This window comes from Neobacillus ginsengisoli (assembly GCF_030813055.1).
In genome coordinates this window covers 81,161-102,977 of sequence record NZ_JAUSTW010000003.1, presented here as the reverse complement: position 1 = coordinate 102,977, position 21,817 = coordinate 81,161, and the positions used below count along the sequence as shown (strand labels likewise).

Genomic DNA, 21,817 nt, shown 5'->3' with positions numbered 1-21,817 from the left:
AAAAAATGAATGAACAAGTATTGAAAGTTTCAAATATAAGTAAGAAATACGAAATCCCCTTAAATAACGAAAAGTCTGATACATTTGCAACAGTACTTTTAAAATCTTTATGGGCAGGAAAAAGGAAAAAAATGACATCTGAAAAAAATGAGTTGTGGGCACTTAAGGATATTAATTTTACTGTAAATAAGGGAGATAGGATTGGTATTATTGGTCATAATGGTGCTGGGAAATCAACTTTATTAAAAGTATTCTCTAGAATAACAACACCAACTGAAGGGAAAATAGAAGTAAATGGTAGAATATCATCATTGCTTGAGGTTGGTACGGGGTTTCATCCCGAATTAACTGGGAGGGAAAATATTTATTTAAATGGTTCTATACTTGGTATGTCACGTAATGAAATTGAAAAAAAGTTTGCAGATATTGTAGAATTTTCTGAGATTAAAGACTTTCTGGATACTCCAGTGAAAAAGTATTCCAGTGGTATGTACGTGAAGCTAGCCTTTGCTGTTGCAGCACATCTAGATCCGGACATTTTAATTGTAGATGAGGTTTTAGCAGTGGGGGATATGAAATTTCAGCAAAAGTGCCTTGGTAAGATGGAAGATGTTTCAGGAGAAGGTAGGACTGTTTTATACGTAAGCCACAATATGAATACTGTCCAGCAACTCTGTAATCGTGTTATTGTTATGGATCATGGTAAAATTATTTTTGATGGAAACGTTGAAGATGGAATTCAGGTGTATATGAATAATAATAAAAAAATGGAAATTTTTAATAATCTAGATAAAACTGAAAGACCAAAGGATGTAAATTTAAATGGAAAGATTGTAATGAATACTGTTCAATTAATTAATAAAAATAATCCACTTTATAATAATGAGGAAAAGGTTCTATTCGAGTTGGGATGGACGGCTAAAAAAGACTTAAAAGATGTATACCTGAGAATAATCGTACAATATTCAGATGACACACCTGCCGGAATGGGAACAACAGTTACTTCATTTTCGACGCAACAGGGAAAAATAGGGAAAAGTTTGTTTGAATTTGATAATACAAACTTAGCACCAGGTACTTATCTGGTGAAATTAGTATTATATACAGTTAATGAATTTGGAACCGACGAATTAATTGATGTTGTACCTTCAGCATTTGTTTTTGAAATGAAAGATAGTAGAGCAAGTTTTAATAATCTAGATTGGACGCATAGGTATTGGGGTCATACAAGATTTAATAATATAGAAATTATTGATTCAAGTGTTTTAGCATAATAAAGAATTGTTTTTTAATAAGTTATTGCAACAATTTATTTCCAATCTTAATATGATGGAAACAAAGGTTTTATTCTGGTATTAGTTTATTATTAACTACTAAAAGGAGTATATTATGCTAGTTAGATTAAAATATCCAATATTAAATTTTTTGAATAAATACAAGATTCTAGATACTATTTTTTATTTTAAAAATAATTGGTATGTAAATTATCTGCTTAGTAAAAAAAATATAGGTAAATTAAAAGAATTTAAAAATAAGAAAAAGATTTTTTACTGTTTAACTCCTTGCTATGGGAATATGGGCGATCAAGCAATTGCTTATGCCACTAATAAATATCTCTCTGAACATTTTAAGGATTATGAAATTCTTGAATTTGAAAGAGATGAATTTTTTTCTTATGCAAAAGCAATAAAATCAATTGTTAATAAAGAAGATATTATAATAATACAAGGTGGTGGTAATATGGGGAATCTTTACATTCATGAAGAGAAACCAAGAAGATTTATTGTAAAAAAATTCACCAAATCACCTATAATTTCCATGACACAGACTCTTAGTTTCACAAATGATGATTATGGAAGATTAGAGAAACAAAAAACTCAAAAAATCTATAATAGAAATAAAAATTTAATTCTTTTAGCAAGAGAAGAAAAATCCTATCAAAAAATGTCAGAAATATTCGAAAATAAAATAATTAAGGTGCCTGACATTGTTTTTTATTTGGAGGATATATTTGAACCAACAAAAAATAATAGAAATTATATATTAACATGCCTACGAGATGACAAAGAAAGTTTTTGGAAGGATAAAAAGCTTAATTTTTTGGAGAATTTACAAAAGGTGTATAAAGAGGTATTAGAATATGACACCGTTGTGAATAAAAAAATTTACAAAGAAGAAAGAGAAGAAGAGTTATTTAAAATGTGGGACGTTTTTCGAAACGCAAAAGTGGTCATAACAGATAGGCTTCATGGAATGATTTTTGCAGTTTTAACTAAAACACCATGCATAGTTTTAAGATCGGCGGATCACAAAGTTATAGAAAGTTATAAATGGATAAATGATTTAAATTATCTAAGGTTTACAGATGATTTATCATTTAACAGTATCAAGCCGATTATTGATGAATTAAGTGGACTAGAAAGGATAGATAAAACAAATTTTAAAGAAAAGTACTTTAATAAATTGGTAAAGCAACTAGGAATTAGCTAATTTTTATAAAATTTATTCATGAAAACCTTGTAGCTTAGACAAGGTGTTTTTTAATATTGGAATATAATATTGATATAAAACACTAAGACTGTTAAGACATACGACAGTCTTAGTGTTTGTTTATATGGGTCAAACAGATGGATTAAATTCACCAAAGCCCACCTATAATAAATCCAATTTAAGCGTTACTTTAGGATGGGGAGAACACTAGTAATACTTGTAAGTTCTCTGAAGGAATTTCCATTAACGTCATAGAAAAGTACGAACAGTTTAAAAATGTTATAATTGGTTTGTAAATGGATATTAGGCTGGCTATAATTATATACAATAGTTTCTTAAAAAAACTGCTTTTCTAACTTCGAATATCACGGTGAAATTATATTAATTAAGTGCAACCCAATCTCCTGAACTAGATGTACCAACAGCTTGGTAGATCTTTTTAGAAGTTGTATCTATATACATTTGTCCTATATACATCGGTATGCTTGTTGGTGAAGTGTTTCCGGTATCTGGAATTCTAATGTAAGGCATGGTGCTATCAAATGTTTCTATTGTTGTCGAAGCGTTCAATAATGAGAAATTACTAAAAATGTTATCTACAAGTATAATGTTCTTTATGCCATTAATTGAATGAGATGCACTAGCAGGAGAAGAGCTAATAGTTGAATTTTTAATTTCTAATGCATCTTTGATATTTCCATAAATATCCAATAGCGCAGTTGTAAAGTTAGAAGTTATATTATAGCTTATAGTTGATTGGTGTATGATTAATTTTCCCCAATCCATTGAACTAATAATGGCATTTTTACCTAATGAAATGGTACAATCTTTTATTTCTAATATATGACTTACCAGCCCTATATCTAATGGTGTATAACTATTAATTACAGGGCGATTTGTATTCTCTACTTTACAATTACTAAGAGTATAAGTTATTTTACCTGTTGAATATATGAATCCTGATTCTTTTAATAGTGATTCCCTAACAATAACTTGTTGAGAATTTTGTGCTAAGATAGAAGAATTAACAAAATTACATCTTATTATTTTATCAATTACTCCTAATATACTAATAATCTTAATTGTACTGTTATTAATAAATGAACATCCATCTATACAAGTTAATGTGTCAATAAATTGAAAGTATGAGTTGTTAAAACTATTGTTTTTAAAACTCAAAATTCTAATAGGGGATAAAAAATAGGAATTGTAAAAGTAATTATTATTTATTGCTGATATAGATCCACTACCTCCAAATGATATACCTTTACCTGAGAAAATATTATTTGTTATGATCCAGTTACGGTCAAAGTTATTATATTCAAAACATCCCATGGAACTATAATGAAAATAGTTCTTGTCCATTAAACAATGTTTTAAGTAATATAAGAATACACCATAGGTACAATTTCTAAATTCATTGCTAGATACTTCATTAAATTCACCTCTTAGCGCAATAGCCATCCTAACATTATCAAAAACGTTGTCTATAATTTTGCAGTTTTGCCCAACATTATCTTCTGTGTTTATGGCATATCTTGTAAAGTCAGAAAAGGTTGGTAATCCATCTAAATCTGTATCTGAATCGACACCTGTATCGTGGAAATAGTTCTTTCTTATAAGTACATTGTTAGTTCCAAGAAACAGAGCACCTCTATGACATCTGTGTATTTCGTTATACTCAATAATAACATTATCAGAGATTCCATTTTTTAGTAATAAAGCCCAGTATGGTGGATTACCTGGTAAACATCCATCGTCAACAGTTCCGTTCCCTTCCCATGTTAGTTTTATTTTAGTTGCATATTTAGGTATATTCACCAAATCCCTTGTCCTTACATTTGTTTTTCTTACTATAAAAGTGTTATCACTCTTATAAAAGTACACATTATACATTCCCGAAGGAATAGTAGTTGTAGGAGCATACCCCAATCCTATCATTGTAAAGCTTGTAATATCATAAGGTAATGGTATAAAATTAGTACTTCTAAGCGTTTTTGATGATGGACTTATAACAGGTGAACCAATAGTGTTCATGTCTCCAAACTCCATTGTGCCTATATCAAAAGAAGAATAAGGACTATAACTTAAATATATTGCATCACCCATATAATAAGATAAATTACAGTTTCTAACACTTGAGCGGTCCGAACCTGACCCAAATTTTATTCCAGTTGTAATATCAACCATTCTTTCAGATGATAAATTTCTCCAACTTCTATCAACTCTATCACCTATAAGTTTTAAGTTTATAATATGAGTATTAGATGTAGTACATAATATGCTAGTTCCTCCAAATAGGTAGATCGGATTTGTGGAAGTATCTAGTGGTGAACGTGTATCTGAATCATAAATTACTTTTAAAGTGGAAAAGTTAAAGTCTATTGTCATATTTGGTTGCGTTAATATTGGCTTTGGATAACAAATTGAATATTCACCTTTAGGTAATGAAACATAATTATAATTATTATCTTTTGCCCATGACAAAGCATTGTTTATACCCGTGATGTTATTATTAGCTGTAATATAATTTTGAGATGTGTAAGGTTTGCTTGGAATACCTTTGGTAATCCCCCATCTTATCAACTCTATTTCATAAATCATCTTTCTTCCTACTTTCTTAATAGAATACTAACATTTGTATTCGAAACTAGATTCAATTATTGGAATCTTTCGTAATAGAGTATGCTGCTGTTTTTTTCTTGATTGTATTAGTGCCTGATTCAAATTTAATAATTTAATAAAACTTACTTTTGTATTTGAAACAATTTACGGATAATATAAATTAGATTTGTAGATTGTTAGTGTAGCAGCTTGGGAATCAGAATTTTGATGAAACGTAGAAACTGGTATTTGTTCACCTTTTGATTTATAGAAAATGTGGATTAGCCAGAATGCTTTTTATGTGGAGATTGATAAAATAATCATCCAAGTAAAAATCAATACTAACAAGTCGCCACCGATAAAAGTGGTTTTTATTTTTTAATCTGTATAATTCTGAAATTAATTGAAAATCTTTACGAAATAATTTGCTAAAGTTAACCAAAATTGAAAATAGCATATAACTGCCAAATCCACATGTACATCTTTCTTTATTGTGGTATATTCGATGGATGTGAAGATTTTTGTCGAAAATACGTTCTTTAAAAAGAATTTATTTTGAATTATAATATTCAGAAGAGGGAAGGAATAATAATCTTTCCGCGTTCATCCTGCATAAAGAGAAAAAATCTTATTTTTTTGGTTCTGACGTTCGTTATAATGAACTATCGTGATTTAGTTAAGGAGGTGAATTATGATAAAAGAAAAAGCATATAATCGGCCAATGATTTTAAGTCACCAACCCATCCGCTTTGAAACCGCTCAATGTTGGAATCCTGGAAAAGGAAAACACGATCATCCTGGTACAGGCAATGGTGGGATAAATTTTCCGTCGACTAATCCGAATCCACAACCTTGTGGAGCAGGGACCCCTGGAAATGGGAGTAAGAAAGGCAATGGCAATGGTAATATTGGAACAGGCCAGTGTAATCCAAAGGTAAATCCATAATTTCTTCACAAACGGGAAGGCCAATGGGAACATTCCCATTGTCTTCTCATCTTTATAATTTAACGATTTTTTTATAGGAGGCCAATATGAGAGAAATCCAGACAAAAATTGGCGACCATTTCATCCAAATGAATTGTGAAACAAAAAATCTTAATAATACGTTTCTAAAGAATTTTCATTCCTACATAGGTGCCGAAAATCAGCAACCAGATTTAGTTATAAAAATTAATGATGGCTATGGCGTCTCCTTCACAGATTATGAAGTGGAGATTACCAAACAACAAGATAAAATTTTTTACCGAAGAGCTGATTACATTATTGAGGTTGACTTGGAGTTCAGAATGGCAAGCATTTCCGTTTATGATGAACTGGCATTAAAACACGCATTAATGAATTTATATAGTTCTTTTATTGTTTATCATAATTGGGGATTACTAATTCATTCTTCATGTGCAATTGAAAATAGTAAGACCCATATTTTTGCTGGTCAATCGGGTGCAGGAAAATCGACAGCTGCGAAACTATCGTATCCCCGTCAACTTCTCTCGGATGAAGCAACACTTGTAAAAATTACACCTGAGGGAGTATCGGTGTTTAATTCTCCTTTTCGGAGTGAACTGGGTGCGGATCGCTATGAAGGAAATATAGAATTAGCAAGTATCCAAATCCTTTACCAAGCATTGCAAAATAAAAGAATTAGGTTAGCAAAATCTGATTCTTTCCTTCATTTAATGAATAAAGTATTTTTCTGGCCTCATAGTCAAGAAGAGACCAAAGCAATCATGAGCTTATTGACGATGCTAGTGAAGAATGTGCCTGTATATGAACTCCATTTCCAAAAAAACAATACCTTTTGGGAGCTGATCTCGTGATGATGAAATATATTCAAAAAGGAAAATATGAAGCAACAGAACTTGATGGAGAATGGATTATCCTAAATACCGAGGATTATACTGTAACAAAATTAAATGAAGTGGGCGGGATTTGCTGGTCCTTGCTCGGCGAAGTTCAAACTTCAGAAACTCTTACTCATTCCTTGATGGAGAAGTTTTCACCGGCTGAAAACGAGGAACAGATTAAAAAAGATTTGGAAGAATTCTTATCAAGTCTTCATCAGTGTGGTCTGATCGAAAATGTTAATTGATGATAATACCTTTAAACTTCTTAGAAATGCCATAAAGAAGGATGGATGGTTAGAACTGCCATCCTATGGAAATAGCATGTTTCCTTTTATTCAGCAAGGAAATAAATGTAAATTCATTCCGTGTGAACCATCATTATTAAAAAAAGGCGATGTCATTTTGTTTTATTCTCAAGCAGGACAATTAATTGCCCATCGATTTGTCGAGATAAAAGGTAATAAACAGCCATTATTTTTATTCAAGGGTGATACAAACCTAGGGTTTGATCAACTGATAGGGGAAGAAAGGATCCTTGGAAAACTAGTTTCGGTGCAAAAACAACGGTTTAAAATAACCCCGGAGCATTTGATTGTAAATCTATGGGGGAAATTGATTCTTTCCTTTCCCGCACTATCCGGTATTCTTCGGAAATACCTAAATAGAAATGTACAATTTTAATAAATTTGGAGTGTCCATATGATGAAGGAACACGTTAAGTCGTTAATAAATCAATATTTTACGATGAAGGACATTCGCAGGGCCTTTTCTTTTGTTACGCCGTTTATCCTTAAGCAATGGAAGGCCTATTTGGCCATTCTTATGTTACTAGGGGTGGACATTTACTTAACCATTGCCTTTGCGAGGTATTATGGAGAGATGACAGATGCGGCTCTCCATGGGGGGTATCACCAAATTTTATCTCTGATCCCATTCGGTGCTTTTCTTGTTCTTAGCAGTATTGCCTCCAATGTTTCCTTTACTTATTTTAATACGATTGCAACCAATGCTGTAAAAATGGATTTAAAAAACCATTTATTTCACCATATTTTAAGGCTGCCGGCGGGATATGCATCCAACCTTCGCTCAGGTGAATTGATGTCCCATTTTTCTAATGATATCCATGGTGCCGATGGAGTAATCGGAAGTAATCTGATTAGTCTTATTCGACTTCCGATTATCTATATCGTCGTTTTTGTTTATTTGGTGCATATCAATTTGACACTTTGTTTGGTTAGTCTTATCTTTGCACCGATTGCAGCAATTGCAGGTGTCGTATTTGGATTATTGCTTCGGAAAAATGGGAGATCCATTCATCGTTTGATAGGAGAGATTAATAGTCTATTAAATGAGACCTTTCATGGATTTCAGGTTATTCGCTCCTTCACCCTTGAAAAGCCTCAATATAAAAAATATGCCCGGCAAAATAAGGAATTACTTCAATTAGAGCTACAAAATGCCAAGCTGCAAAACTGGTATAATGCGGGCGGAGAAATAATCGGGACGATTACCTTTCTTGTCAACCTTTCTTTAGGTGCCATTTTCGTGTCAAAAAGTGTTCTGACGGTAGGCGCGCTCTTAACGTTTCTTAATTTAGTCAATCATCTTTTTTATCCAATCACAGGAATGGCAAGTATATGGGCCGGCTTTCAACGATCGGTGGCTGCACTTGAAAGAGTACTCGATGTTCTGGAAAAACCAGCTGATTTTCATGAATTACCTTCGTTTACTCCGTCGTTGGATGTTAGCGGTTCCATCCAATTTCAAGACGTTACCTTTAGCTATAGTAATAATCAAAATGTGTTCGAATCCTTTCATCTGGAGATTCCTGCAGGAAAAGTGATCGCTTTAGTTGGACCGAGTGGAGCAGGGAAAAGCACTTTATTTAACCTGTTGCAAGGATTTTATCAACCACAATCGGGTGTCATTCGGATCGCTGGAAAACCGATTCAGGAGCTTTCACCTTCCAAATTACGAAGCTCTATCGCCCATGTTCCACAAGAAACATTTCTGTTTGCCGGAACCATTCGCGACAATCTATTCATTGCCCGGCCAAACATTACCGAAAAAGAAATGGTCGAGGCAGCGATCAGTGCTGAAATTCATGATTTTATACTATCTCTCCCAAAAGGCTATGACACAGAGATAGGAGAAAACGGCATTAAGCTTTCCGGCGGTCAGAAACAAAGAATGGCCATTGCCCGGGCCATATTAAAAAATGCTCCCATCCTGTTACTGGACGAAGCCACTTCTGCTTTAGATGGGGAGACCGAATATCATGTGAAGGAAGCACTGGAAGAATTAATGAAGGGTAGAACAACAATTGTTATCGCCCATCGTTTATCTACCGTTCAAAACGCTGACATCATTATGGTGATGAACGCAGGGAAAATTGTCCAACAAGGAACGCATGAAGAGTTAATCAAACAAAAAGGGTTATATCGAAAACTAAATGGAACATCCTTTAATAAAAATAAAGAGAGACCGTTATCCTTAGTTTCTAAATCGTAAATGGAGGTGGTTCTATGAGTATGGAGCTAGTCAAAGCAATCTACAATCAACAGTCACCCATGCTATATGATGAAAATTTCTATCATAAAGCTCTTCAAGATATTGAAAACGATGGAATATCCTCTCAGATTTATTTTTTATTAAAGATGCTAGGAAGAATTGAACAAACACCGGTTTTTTTTCAAAAACGGCTAAAAGACACCTATGACCAAGGATTATATCAAAACCTTTTTATTAAAAACCAGTTGGAGTTAATTTTAAGGCGTTTTGAGGATCAAGGAATCGATGTCATCCCCATTAAAGGAGTTTATTTTGCCGAAAAATATTTCGGACATATCGGGGCAAGAGCGACATCGGATATTGATTTATTAATCAGACAGCACGATTTAAGTAAAGCGATTGATACTGTAAAGTTATTAGGGTTTACAGTAGATGGAGAAGAGATTCCCGGCCATTTTCATAGTAGCTTTTGCAAAGAAATACCACATTCCTCCATTCCTTTAGTCGTGGAAATACATTGGAATCTTGTTAAAGAAAATACAGCTAATTTTCAGATTGACGACCTTTGGAATGAGTCGATCTCAATTGGTTCATCCACACATATTAAGGAACTATCACCAAACCATACCTTCTATATGATTTGTCTTCATGGATGGCGGCATAATTTAGATTCATTAAAATATTTTTTAGACATCATTCAAGTCATTTACAAACATCGTGATGAACTAGACTACGAGCAAATTTTTAAACTCGCTCAATCCCACCGGACCTACAAAAGAATGATAAGGACTTTATCCATTGTTTATCAGCAATTTCCTGAATTGGATTATATGAAAAAGTTTTCGAAAAAAAGGAGAAAAACTCTTTGGGATTACCGATCGCAAAAAGGATTTAAGCGGTATGTAGACTTTATTGATTATCAATTTTTCAGCTATGATTCATTCAAACATAGTTTAACCGAGTTTCATAATTGGCTATGGCCTTCAAGACATGATTTATCTTCAGAATTGGGGTTGAATCGCCAAGCCCAATCCTTCTTAAAAATGTATCTTTCTTTGTATAAAAAGAGAGTGACCAGCATGATAAAAGCTTTATTACCTCATTAAAATAGCCATCTGTCCCAGACAGATGGCTTAGCTTATAAGGTCAAACGAAACACCGTAATTTCCGGTCTGCAAAACAACCGGATGGCAATGTTTGTTGTCCCAATTCCTCGATTAACGTACAAAGGCATTTTACTTTCTCCAACCTGATAGAATCCATTATTATAGTTACTCGCCAATGTCTGCCTGATGATTGGTCCGTAAAAAGGCAATCGTACCTGCCCTCCATGGGAGTGCCCTGAAAACTGTGCACCAATAGGGTACTTACTGCTTTCATCTGCGATATCCGGTTCATGTGCAAGTAATAATACACAATCATGATCGGATAAACCTTCGACTGCTTTTCCGATATTTGGGCTACCATACATAACATCATCTAGGCCTGCAATATAAAGACGTTGTTGGTTGGAATCGATAAAATTGTGATTATTTACTAATACCTTGAATTGCGAGTTCTGTAAGACCTGAATGACTTGATCTTTTGTATAAAAATCATGGTTACCTATCACCGCCCATTTTCCTCCACGAAGTGCCTTTAGCTGTTGGAGTAATGGAATAGCGAGTTCTGGTTCCCTATTTCCGATCTGGATGAGATCGCCGGTAAAGAAAATAATATCCGGGTTTAAGTTATTAATCATCCGTACAACGGGTTGAAAATCCTCTACTCCATAGTGAAAACCCAAATGGACATCACTAATCTGGACTATTTTCCATCCTTCAAAAGCTTTAGGAAGATTTTTTACTTGGAGTTTCACTTCTTTTATTTGATACCAGAATCGTTCTATCTTGAAAGAGTAGGTACCCATAATCATTCCGGTTGCCATTAAACCTAAAGACATTCTTCCCGCTTTTTTTAAAAAAGTGCGACGATTAATTGGGTTTCTTTCCGTTTGTGATTCAGTCATAAGTACACCATACCTCTTTCATTTAATGCCGCTATTCGTTCATTTTTAAGAACATTATAATTGATGTAGTTAGAATACTCAAACTTAAGGAAAATCTCAAAATTGGCCAAATCACTCAATCCATTTAATTTAAAAAGCCACCTGTCTTAGACAGATGGCTCAAATCCTAACGAGTAGCCTCCCCAACCTCCTCAAAACCCTCCCACTTCACGCTCATCTCCAAAATAATGGAAAGAATTAAACCCATTATTAACCCATTACTAATCAAAGGCTGAATTAACATGGGAAAGCTCGAAAAGACAGCTGGAGAGAGATTCATTATTGAAACCCCGAACAAAAGGGGCATGGCAAAGCGAAAGATTGTTTTTGAATTAAATTGTTGGGACTTCATGCTTTTCACAGCTGTTCCAAACAATTGCATGTAGGCGACGAAAAGGACAGCATTTCCAACCGTGACTGGAAGGGTAGTGAAAAATGACACTAATGGACCGACTAACCCCATGACTGCAAACAAAAGACCACCAATGATTAGGGGTTTTCGTTCAAGAATTCTTGTGCTTTCTAATAATCCAAGCGAAGAGGCATAAGGACAGTTTGGGACCAACCCGAAAACGGTAGATACCATCGATAATAAACCCGTTATGATAAATGAACTTCGAAAATTCTTCTTCGAAATCGAGTACCCATAAAGACCTTCAGCTGCTTTCACAGAAGAAATATTATTGGTTAGGTTGAGCAATCCCGTGATAAAGGCAGTCAAAACGATGCCAATTTCTAAATTTGGTTTTCCCCAAGGAAATAAGGTTAATGTGAATCCTCCGGTAGTTGAAACTTGTTGGTTCGTTCCGAAAAAGAATGAGTAAAAAATCCAGCCAACAATAATCCCAATTAAGACCGCAAAATTGCTAATCATCCCTTTTCCTTTAATACTAATTACACTCGTCATGATCACCAGTGCAAGTGAAAAGAGGCTGACAGGTAAATCCATTGAACCGTTAGAAGTAAATTGCAACATTCCTTTAAAGAAAATAAGGATGAGTTCAATGGAAAGAAGGAATAAGTAAACTGACATAACCATAGGAGTAAACAGCTTTTGAAGCAATGGGATCAGGTTAAACCCACCAATTATGACGGCAACGACTCCTGCGAAAAAGATCCCCGTTACCAGTGCCCCTCCCACTCTCGTATAGGACATTCCAGAGGAAGCTGCTGCTGAGCAAAGGCTTAAGATTAACCCCCACCAAAGCCCCGAGTGTCCTTCCATTAATGAAAAGCGATGACCATACATCCCTTGAAGTGCACAGGCAATTCCAATAAAAATAAAAGAAGTCCTTAATGTTACAGCAATTACTGCCGGTGATAAGTGAAATGCTGTACCGACAGATAGAGGTACGACCAATGTATTCGCGAAAATAAAAAACAGCCATTGCAAGGAAGCAAAAATGGTAGTAGAGGTACTTAATTTTGACATAGAACTAATCCTTTCTTTATAACGATAAAAGAATCTACAATGTATAACTTTACTAGAAAAATTTAGAAAAATGAAGGGCTATTTATTTATAAAAGAATACTTGTAAATTTTCTTTGCTATCTATCGTCGCTAGTAAAACATTACGTACCTCTGTTTGATGAAGATTTTTCAAATGGTTCCTTAACCAGCCTTCTTCCTTATTGATTTCCTTCAAAACCTGATAATTAATCTTGCCGTCTGAAATAATGGTTTTCGGCAGGTCAAAAGGTTCTGTTTTCATTTGATAGGCTGCAGGGGTTATGGCTTGATATTGAGGGTCTAAAAAAATAGAAATTTTCCCATCAGATTCCCATAATGCTAATGCTACTTTTTTTACATCCTCCACTTTTTCCTTCCGTAATTCTGACAATAAATCTTCAATTGAAATTCTGGCCTTTTTAAGTCCTTGATAACTGATTTCTCCTTTGTTAATCAGTGGAAAGGCCACAGAATCAACGACTTTTCTAAAGCCAACCCACTTTAGGCTTAAAAAAACACCTCCCATGTACAACGCCACCAGTGCAATGGTTGAAACGATTGAACCCTTCATTCCAATTGTTTGGTCAGACAAAGGGTGAGCGATGATGTTTCCTAACATGAGGGCTATCACAAAGTCAAGTAATCTTAATTGAGAGATCGCACGCTGGCCCATGACTTTGGCGGAAATGAGCAAAATGAAATAGGCGATTACTGTTCTTAAACACCACTCCATGGTTGTTAATGCTTCCTGTCCCCGAAAAAAATCCAAAGAAGACACATCCTTTAACCTGAATCAACTACTTCTTAGTATTGTCTCTAATGATTTATTTTTACGCTCTTTTGAACAAAGATTTATCTAAAAACTGTTGTATGTTAAAAATAATCAATACTGTCAACTATGGGAACTTTTAATGGCAAGAAGTATTAAAATTTGCACAACAATTATCCTTAGAAAAGTAACAAACAGGATGAGTAATGGGCTCATCCTGTTTGTTTTATATTTTATACATTTAAAAACTTAATGCATACCGGATAGGGAACTTTAATATCAGATTGTAACAACGTTAACTTTCCAGTATTCTCATCTCTTGCGTATAATACAAGGTTGCCGGATTCTTGATTGGAACCTACCATGAACTTCTCGGTTGGATCTAAAGAAAAGTCTCTTGGCCAGTCGCCCTCTGAAGATGTACGTTCAACGAAGCTAAGTTCACCGGTTTCTTGATTGACACTGAATACTGCAATACTATTATGGCCACGGTTGCCTGCATAAACAAAGCGGCCGTCTGAAGAAATATGAATGGCGCTTCCTTGGTTGTTTTCTTTGAAATCATCAGGAAGAGTAGAAATATACTGCTTTTCTTTGAAATGACCATCTTCAGCATTGTAGTCTAAAACAATAACCTCTGAACTAAACTCTGTCATGATATAGGCGAATTTGTTATTCGGATGGAAGGCAAGATGTCTTGGACCACTGCCTGGAGGGGTTGCCAAACGGCTTACTTCTGTTAATTTTCCTTGATCATTTACCTCATATGTAATAAGAGCGTCGGTTCCTAATTCTACAACGGCAAGATACTTTTCATTTGGAGTAACCCCGGCATAATGAGTATGAGGTTTTTCCTGTCTTGAATCGGGGCCGGAACCCTCATGTTTAATAATAGAAGCAGCAGGCTGAATAGATCCATCAGCTTGGTTAATCAAATGGGCTTCAACAGATCCTTTATGGTAATTAGCACTAAAAACATAACGATTTTCACTGTCAACACTTACATGGCATGGTGATGAACCTGCAAGCATTTGGCTATTGATGAAATTAAGTTCACCTGTTGAATTGTTAAGGGTAAAAGCGGCTACACCACCGGATTCCCCTTCCTTTGAAACAGCGTATAGGTAGCGATTATCTTTGCTGATAGTTAAGTATGTAGGATTTTCTAATTTCGCGGCAACTTTCACATCAACTATCTTTGCTTCATTAGTATCCAGAATAAAGGAATATACCCCTTCACTTTCTCCTTTTGTATAGGTTCCAATATAACCTAAGAATTTACTAAGGCTTTTTGTCATCTTTTATGCCTCCTCAAATAAATTAATCAATTTAGTTTATCATAAATTCAAAAAACTATATTTATACTACCTCTATGTTGAATTGTTAGTCAATTCTGAACAATCATTTCCGTTGAGTAACGGAAAAAGGATGCGTGTGAATGTGAACGCTTTTACAATAGAATGAAACTATCAAGAGAGGATAACAAAACCAGCTAAGAGAATTAAAAGAGAAAGTTTTATAAGGTTATTTTTTTGGTATAATGAGGAAAAACAAATAGCCAATTAAAAGGAGAGAGCTCGAATTGAAACCGAAAGTTTATATTACAAGAAGAGTTCCTGATGAAATTATTGTTAAAATTGAAAAAGAGTTTGACATCCGGATATGGGATGAAACGGACGTACCTGTACCGCGTGAAGTATTAGAAAAAGAGATTGTGGATGTGGATGGACTTTTCTGTTTAATAACGGAAACAGTGGACAGGGAGTTATTGGAGAAGGCACCACAGCTAAAAGTGGTCAGTAATATGGCTGTTGGGTATAACAATATCGATATTAAAGCGGCTAAAGAAAAGGGAATTACGGTAACCAATACACCCGGTGTTTTAACAGAAACCACTGCTGATTTGACCTTCGCCCTGTTGATGGCAACAGCACGCAGACTGATCGAATCCTCGGATTATTTAAGGGAGGGGAGCTGGAAAACCTGGTCCCCGATGCAATTGACAGGGCAAGATATTTACGGTGCAACCATTGGAATTATTGGAATGGGGAGAATTGGTGCTGCATTAGCTAAAAGAGCAAAAGGCTTTGATATGAATGTTCTTTACCATAACCGCAGCCGTAAGCTCTCATTAGAAAAAGACTTGAACATGAAATTTGTTGAGCTTGATTCCTTATTAAAAGAATCTGACTTTGTTTGTATTATGACGCCCTACACTCCGGAAACAATCGATCTTATTAGTGCACGAGAATTATCATTAATGAAAAAAACATCTATTCTTATCAACACAGCACGCGGTGGAATCGTAAATGAAGAGGACCTATACCATGCATTAAAAAGAGGTGAAATTTGGGCAGCTGGCCTGGATGTTTTTGAACAAGAACCAATTTCGTTGGATCACCCTTTACTAACCCTTCCCAACGTAGTAACCGTTCCGCACATTGGAAGTGCCAGTATCAAAACAAGAATGAAAATGGCTGAATTAGCAGCGGAAAATTTACTGTTAGCTCTTAAAAATCAGACACCGAAGCATGTGGTGGTATAGGAGCTGGAAGGAGAAAAAATGAAAGTCATTCAAGAAATTTTTGATCAAATAGAGAATCAGACGGTCCAATCGTTTACCATGGTAAACAATCATGGCATTGAGATAACTTCGATTAATTATGGATGTATAATTACCAAAATTGTTGCTCCTGATAAACACGGAAAATACGAAAACATTGTTCTTGGATACGATTCTATTGACGAATATGTAAAAAATAATTCCTATTTCGGTTCTGTTTGTGGACGTGTGGCAGGACGTATAAAGGCAGGTTCTTTTGAACTTGACGGGCAAGAATATTCTTTAGCAAAAAATGATAGAGGCAATCATCTACATGGCGGTATTAATGGGTTTGATAAAGTGGTTTGGGACGCTGATATCATTGAAAATGAGCAGGAGGTAGGGGTCCAATTTTCATACTTAAGTCCCGATGGTAAAGAAGGATATCCAGGGAATTTAACAATAAAAGTAAATTATACGCTAAACAATAACAATGAGCTTTTGATCCAGTATACAGGTCAAACAGATCAGAAAACGTTGCTTAACGTTACAAATCATTCTTACTTTAACTTAAGTGGAAATTTAAAAAGAGATATATTAAATCATTCGTTAAAAATTAAGAGTGATAAATTCCTAGAATTAAACAATGAGCTTCTACCAACAGGAAGTCTTTTAGATGTTGAAAATACTCCATTTGATTTTAATCATGAAAGATTAATTAATACTGGAGTAACATCTGATTACCCACAAAACTTACTTGCTGGGAACGGTTATGATCATCCCTTTCTCTTAAATACAAATCGTGATAATGAAATTGTCCTAAAGGATCCAGAAAGTGGACGAACATTAACAATAGAAACTGATGAAGCTGGTGTCGTGGTTTATACTGGGAACTCCTTAAGCCCAAAAGGTGAAATTCGTGGTGTCCCATCAAGGAAATACCTTGGAATTTGTTTGGAGACACAGGGGCTGCCTGATGCTATTCATCATTCCCATTTTCCTTCATGGATTTTAAACAAGGATGCAGCGTATGCTTCGGGAACAAAATATAGGTTCGGAATTGAAGAAAAGGATCAATGCTAAGACAGTACCTTAACTCCTATACAAAAGAAACACCACGGAAATTTTATTTATCGTGGTGTTTCTTTTATAAAGGGTTCATTCTTTTCTAAAGTGCTTGTAGAATTTCTAATGACTAGTTCCGGTTCGTACACAATCGATACTGGATTTGTATTTAATCTGTCTTAAAAATGCCAATGCTTTTCTCATGACCAAGTTTAATTAAATGGTCATCAACCCAAGGGTCTTCACAAACTAAGTGATAGTCCCAACTCATCACCTTGGGCTATATTGAACCATTTTGGTTCACTTCGATAGTTGTTCATAATGGTCCCCTGGTTTAATCAGCAGAAGATCCCCTTTCCCGTTTGCCAATTTTCTTCCTTTCACTACAATTTCACAAAAACCTTCTTTTTGCAGGCGAAAAAGATACGCAAGTAACCTGTTACTATAGGGGGAATAAAAGGGTTGTGTGTGATAGGAATACCCGCAATAACCAATGTTTGTCGTCATAAGCTCACCTAACTTAGAAAAATATCAAAATAGCAAAATAATAGATGTTTCAATTATATCATCTATGTTCATTGCAAGTTGCATAATGTAAGCTGAAATCTAGTTAGTAATGTATTAATATGAATTTTATATTTTTGTGTTTTGGGATTTATAACTTTGGAAATTTGATGGGGCAACTGGCTTACATAAGGAAAAACGGTAAACAATAAAACTGTACATGGGTAGAAAAAATATGATAGATTCTATAATCAATAAAAATTAGTGATTCGAACTTCGAAATAAATTTAGTTGTTCACTCATATAAGGACTAAAACGATAATATTATATATTTATGTTTAAAGCGCAATCGAAGGGAGGAAGTGGATCATGCAGAGCATGCGTTGGGTGTGGGGCTATATTCGGAATGATCGGGTTAAATTATTCGTTGGTCTTTCTTTATCGCTAGTTATTTCGGCACTAAACATGGTTAATCCTTATTTTGCAGGAAAAATAGTCGATAAAGTTATTTTTGGACATCAAACTAGTTTGTTATTGCCCCTTTTAGCAATCATGATTGGAGTTACCATTGTAAAGACTGTTATTCGCTATAATTATCAATTATCGTTTGAGCGTATATCACAAGGTGTTATTTTTAAGCTAAGAGAAAAGTTGTATGATCGGCTTCACCAATTGGATTTCAGTTTTTATGACCGAACCAAAACGGGAGACATTATGGCTCGAATGACAGGCGATTTGGAAGCCGTCAGGCATTTTATCGCTTGGGGAATTTATATGATTTTTGAAAACTTTACCATTTTAGTATTTGCACTTGTATTCATGTTTTCTATTCACCCGCCGTTAGCATTTGCGATGCTTGCTGTTACGCCGATAATTGGCTTTTTTGCATATAAGTTAGCCTTTACCGTTAGACCCACTTTTTCGGAAGTAAGGGCACAGTTTGCTAGGTTAAATTCAGTCGTCCAGGAAAACATTAGCGGAAATAGAGTAGTCAAAGCCTTTGCAAAAGAAGACTATGAAATTGATAAATTTTCCGTTCAGAACAAAGAGTTCAAGGAGAAGAATCTTCTCTCCGCACGTGTATGGGAAAAGTATTTGCCTGTTCTCGATTCACTTGCGGGTGTTTTATCCGTTGTGATGATTTTAGTGGGCGGATTTATGGTAATCAAAGGTTCCATTACGATTGGACAATTAGTTACGTTTAATTCCTTGATATGGGCATTAAATAACCCAATGCGAATGGCCGGATGGCTGATTAATGATGTTCAAAGATTCATTGCTTCTGCAGAAAAAGTAGAAGACTTGTTGAACGTCAAATCTAAAATCACCAATGATGCTATTTGCTACAATGTGAAAAATTTCAAAGGCGTTGTTGAATTTGACCATGTCTCTTTTAGCTACGGGGATGAACCAGTACTCGAAGACATTAACTTTAAAGTGATTCCAGGTCAAACTGTGGGTATTATTGGACCGACTGGTGCCGGGAAGTCAACATTAGTGAATCTTTTAAGCAGGTTTTATGATACTACCAGCGGTGAGGTAAGAGTGGATGGAGTCAATGTAAAGGATTGGGATATTCATCATTTACGAGAAAAGATAGCGATGGTGATGCAGGATATTTTCCTTTATTCAGATACCATTGAGGGAAATATCGCCTACGGAAATCCTGAAGCCTCTATTGAATCGGTTCAGTTTGCTGCTAAAGTGGCCGAGGCACATGATTTTATTTCCGAGCTTCCCGGTGGTTACGATACGATTGTAGGCGAACGTGGTGTGGGTCTTTCCGGGGGGCAAAGGCAGCGGATTGCACTGGCGAGGGCCATTTTGAAAGATCCAACCATCCTGATCCTTGATGATACAACCTCAGCCGTGGATATGGAAACCGAGTTACGGATCCAAAATACATTGAAGTCCATTCTTCAGGAAAAAACTTGTTTTATTATTGCACATCGAATTTCCTCTGTCATGGAAGCCGATTTAATCTTGGTAATGAACAATGGAAGGATTATTGAAAGAGGTAAGCATCAAGAACTGCTTGAGAAAAAGGGCTACTATTATCATGTATTTAAGAACCAATTTGGGAATTTTGATGATCAGGACCAAGGTAAGGAAGTGATTTCTATAAATGGCGCGGAATAAATTTGATGTTGATGAGGAATTGGAATCCCCTTTTAGTTTCATTCATTTAAAGCGGTTATTGGTTTATATAAAGCCTTACAAAAAGAAGATCCTTTTTACCATCTTCATAATGTTGATTGCCAGTGCAGCGAATTTGATTGGGCCCTATCTGATTAAGCAGGCTATTGATGTGAAGATTCCAGGGAAGGACGTAAAAGGGTTAGGGGGACTAGCAGGAATTTACGTAATTTCTCTCATTATTACGGGAGTGTGCTTGAAATATAAAATTAGAATGATGACAGAAATTGGGCAAAGTGTCATTCAAAATATTAGAAAAGATTTGTTTACTCATTTGCAAAAATTATCTTTCTCTTTTTATGATAGTCGTCCACATGGGAAAATCCTAGTGCGAGTGGTGAACTACGTCAATTCATTAAGTGATTTATTGTCAAATGGATTAATTAATTTAATTACCGATCTTTTTAGTCTTTTTGTCATTTTAGGTTTTATGTTTTCGATTGATGTAAAGCTTACTCTGCTGTCCATGGTAGGGTTCCCGATACTAGCAATCGTGATCTTTCTTATCAAAAATGCCCAGCGAAGAGCTTGGCAGACTTTGAGTAATAAACAATCAAATATGAATGCCTATATTCATGAAAGTATCAATGGCATAAAAGTGACACAAGCATTTACAAGGGAAGATGAAAATAAACGAATTTTTCGTGAAGTATCTGAAAGCTATCGAACTTCATGGATGAAGGCAGTCAAAATTCAATTTCTTCTCTGGCCATCGATTGAAAATCTCTCTGTTTTTACGGTTTCCTTTATTTATATAATGGGAATATCGTCAATTGGCCATGGAGTTACTGTAGGGGCTTTGATTGCATTTGTTGGGTATATCGGAATGTTTTGGATGCCTTTGACGAATATCGGGAATTTTTATAATGCGATTATTAATGCGACGGCCTATTTGGAGCGAATCTTTGAAATGATAGATGAAAAACCAACCGTTATAGGTGATCCGAATGCTGCAGAACTTCCAACCATTCAAGGGAAGGTTGAATTTAAGAATGTATTATTTGGTTATGAGGGAGATGAAAAAGTCCTCGATAATATTAATTTTAGCGTCAATCCAGGTGAAACAATTGCTCTAGTAGGAGCAACTGGCTCAGGGAAGACTACGATTGTCAGTTTGATTAGCCGTTTTTATAATATCAATAGCGGAAAAATTGAAATAGACGGCGTGGATATTAAGACGGTAACAATCCCCTCTCTTAGGAAGCAGATGGGGGTCATGCTTCAAGACCCGTTTATTTTTTCCGGTACGATTATGGATAATATCCGCTATGGAAGGTTAGATGCATCAGATAAGGAAGTAATTGAGGCGGCAAAAGCGGTGCAGGCCCATCAGTTTATCACTGGTATGAAGGATGGATATCAAACCGAGGTAAACGAAAGAGGTACAAGACTCTCTACTGGGCAGAGGCAGTTGATTTCTTTTGCTCGGGCCCTGTTAGCCGACCCGAAAATATTAATCTTAGACGAGGCTACTTCCTCGATTGATACGGAAACGGAGCTTGCATTGCAAAGGGGGCTGGAAACCTTACTGGAAGGAAGAACATCCTTTATCATCGCGCATCGACTTTCTACGATTCAAAATGCAACCCGCATATTAGTAATTGATAAAGGAAGAATTATCGAAGAAGGTTCCCACACGGAATTAATGCGCCGAAAGAGTTTTTATTGGAAACTGCATAAATCCCAACATCAATCCTTGGATGTAGGATAATTTAAAGAAATGAATTAATTATCAAGTAAGAAGCTAATTGAAAAAAGACAGAATGAGGAAAAATACACTCATCTGTCTTTTTT

The 21,817-nt window shown here is 35.2% G+C and carries 17 protein-coding genes; 12 read left to right on the top strand and 5 right to left on the bottom strand.

The genetic code is table 11. From position 1 onward, the window contains the following. Nucleotides 1-5: 5 nt before the first annotated feature. Both J2S10_RS09575 and J2S10_RS09570 read left to right on the top strand, forming a co-directional pair. Nucleotides 6-1,274, top strand: a complete 1,269-nt coding sequence (locus J2S10_RS09575; protein WP_307406996.1) for an ABC transporter ATP-binding protein — start codon at nt 6-8, stop codon at nt 1,272-1,274. Between the two features lie 115 nt (nt 1,275-1,389). Beyond that, nucleotides 1,390-2,490, top strand: a complete 1,101-nt coding sequence (locus J2S10_RS09570; protein WP_307406994.1) for a polysaccharide pyruvyl transferase family protein — start codon at nt 1,390-1,392, stop codon at nt 2,488-2,490. A gap of 381 nt (nt 2,491-2,871) precedes the next feature. Here the strand turns inward: J2S10_RS09570 and J2S10_RS09565 are convergent, their stop codons facing one another. Beyond that, on the bottom strand, nt 2,872-5,094 hold the full coding sequence (locus J2S10_RS09565; protein ID WP_307406992.1) for a right-handed parallel beta-helix repeat-containing protein: 2,223 nt from the start codon (nt 5,092-5,094) through the stop codon (nt 2,872-2,874). A 691-nt stretch (nt 5,095-5,785) separates the two neighbouring features. Here J2S10_RS09565 and J2S10_RS09560 point away from each other — a divergent pair. The 6 genes from J2S10_RS09560 to J2S10_RS09535 all read left to right on the top strand — a co-directional run bounded on the left by J2S10_RS09560 (nt 5,786) and on the right by J2S10_RS09535 (nt 10,556). Then, the gene (locus J2S10_RS09560; protein WP_307406990.1) at nt 5,786-6,040 is read left to right on the top strand and encodes a hypothetical protein; all 255 of its coding nucleotides are present in this window, start codon (nt 5,786-5,788) and stop codon (nt 6,038-6,040) included. An 86-nt stretch (nt 6,041-6,126) separates the two neighbouring features. Further along, nucleotides 6,127-6,912: a hypothetical protein gene (locus tag J2S10_RS09555; protein WP_307406988.1), complete on the top strand. Its 786-nt coding sequence runs from the start codon at nt 6,127-6,129 to the stop codon at nt 6,910-6,912. Beyond that, entirely contained in the window at nt 6,912-7,184 is a 273-nt protein-coding gene (locus J2S10_RS09550) for a PqqD family protein (protein WP_307406986.1), read from the top strand. Before J2S10_RS09555 ends, J2S10_RS09550 begins: the two co-directional genes overlap by 1 nt. Beyond that, nucleotides 7,174-7,620 carry a S24/S26 family peptidase gene (locus J2S10_RS09545; RefSeq protein WP_307406983.1) on the top strand — a complete coding sequence of 149 codons (447 nt, stop codon included), beginning with the start codon at nt 7,174-7,176 and terminating at the stop codon, nt 7,618-7,620. The genes J2S10_RS09550 and J2S10_RS09545 overlap by 11 nt, the downstream gene beginning before the upstream one ends. An 18-nt stretch (nt 7,621-7,638) precedes the next feature. Then, nucleotides 7,639-9,450, top strand: a complete 1,812-nt coding sequence (locus tag J2S10_RS09540) for an ABC transporter ATP-binding protein (RefSeq protein WP_307406981.1) — start codon at nt 7,639-7,641, stop codon at nt 9,448-9,450. 14 nt (nt 9,451-9,464) lie between these two features. Beyond that, on the top strand, nt 9,465-10,556 hold the full coding sequence (locus tag J2S10_RS09535; RefSeq protein WP_307406979.1) for a nucleotidyltransferase family protein: 1,092 nt from the start codon (nt 9,465-9,467) through the stop codon (nt 10,554-10,556). Nucleotides 10,557-10,588: 32 nt separating this feature from the next. Here the strand turns inward: J2S10_RS09535 and J2S10_RS09530 are convergent, their stop codons facing one another. From J2S10_RS09530 to J2S10_RS09515, 4 genes are all read right to left on the bottom strand, one after another. Further along, on the bottom strand, nt 10,589-11,458 hold the full coding sequence (locus tag J2S10_RS09530) for a metallophosphoesterase (RefSeq protein WP_307406976.1): 870 nt from the start codon (nt 11,456-11,458) through the stop codon (nt 10,589-10,591). Nucleotides 11,459-11,624: 166 nt separating this feature from the next. Further along, a complete protein-coding gene (locus J2S10_RS09525; RefSeq protein ID WP_307406973.1) occupies nt 11,625-12,929 on the bottom strand; it encodes a uracil/xanthine transporter in 1,305 nt (434 codons plus the stop codon). A gap of 82 nt (nt 12,930-13,011) precedes the next feature. Further along, a complete protein-coding gene (locus tag J2S10_RS09520; protein ID WP_442417888.1) occupies nt 13,012-13,716 on the bottom strand; it encodes a DUF421 domain-containing protein in 705 nt (234 codons plus the stop codon). 233 nt (nt 13,717-13,949) lie between these two features. Continuing rightward, complete coding sequence (locus tag J2S10_RS09515; RefSeq protein ID WP_307406968.1) at nt 13,950-15,014, bottom strand: lactonase family protein; 1,065 nt, start codon at nt 15,012-15,014, stop codon at nt 13,950-13,952. A 284-nt stretch (nt 15,015-15,298) separates the two neighbouring features. Between J2S10_RS09515 and J2S10_RS09510 the strand changes: the two genes are divergently transcribed. From J2S10_RS09510 to J2S10_RS09495, 4 genes are all read left to right on the top strand, one after another. Then, complete coding sequence (locus tag J2S10_RS09510; protein WP_307406965.1) at nt 15,299-16,261, top strand: 2-hydroxyacid dehydrogenase; 963 nt, start codon at nt 15,299-15,301, stop codon at nt 16,259-16,261. An 18-nt stretch (nt 16,262-16,279) separates the two neighbouring features. Beyond that, nucleotides 16,280-17,341, top strand: a complete 1,062-nt coding sequence (locus J2S10_RS09505) for an aldose epimerase family protein (RefSeq protein ID WP_307406963.1) — start codon at nt 16,280-16,282, stop codon at nt 17,339-17,341. 855 nt (nt 17,342-18,196) lie between these two features. Further along, nucleotides 18,197-19,966, top strand: coding sequence for an ABC transporter ATP-binding protein (locus tag J2S10_RS09500; RefSeq protein ID WP_307406961.1), 1,770 nt, complete (start codon nt 18,197-18,199; stop codon nt 19,964-19,966). Continuing rightward, a complete protein-coding gene (locus J2S10_RS09495) occupies nt 19,953-21,734 on the top strand; it encodes an ABC transporter ATP-binding protein (RefSeq protein ID WP_307406959.1) in 1,782 nt (593 codons plus the stop codon). The genes J2S10_RS09500 and J2S10_RS09495 overlap by 14 nt, the downstream gene beginning before the upstream one ends. The last annotated feature ends 83 nt before the right edge of the window (nt 21,735-21,817 follow it).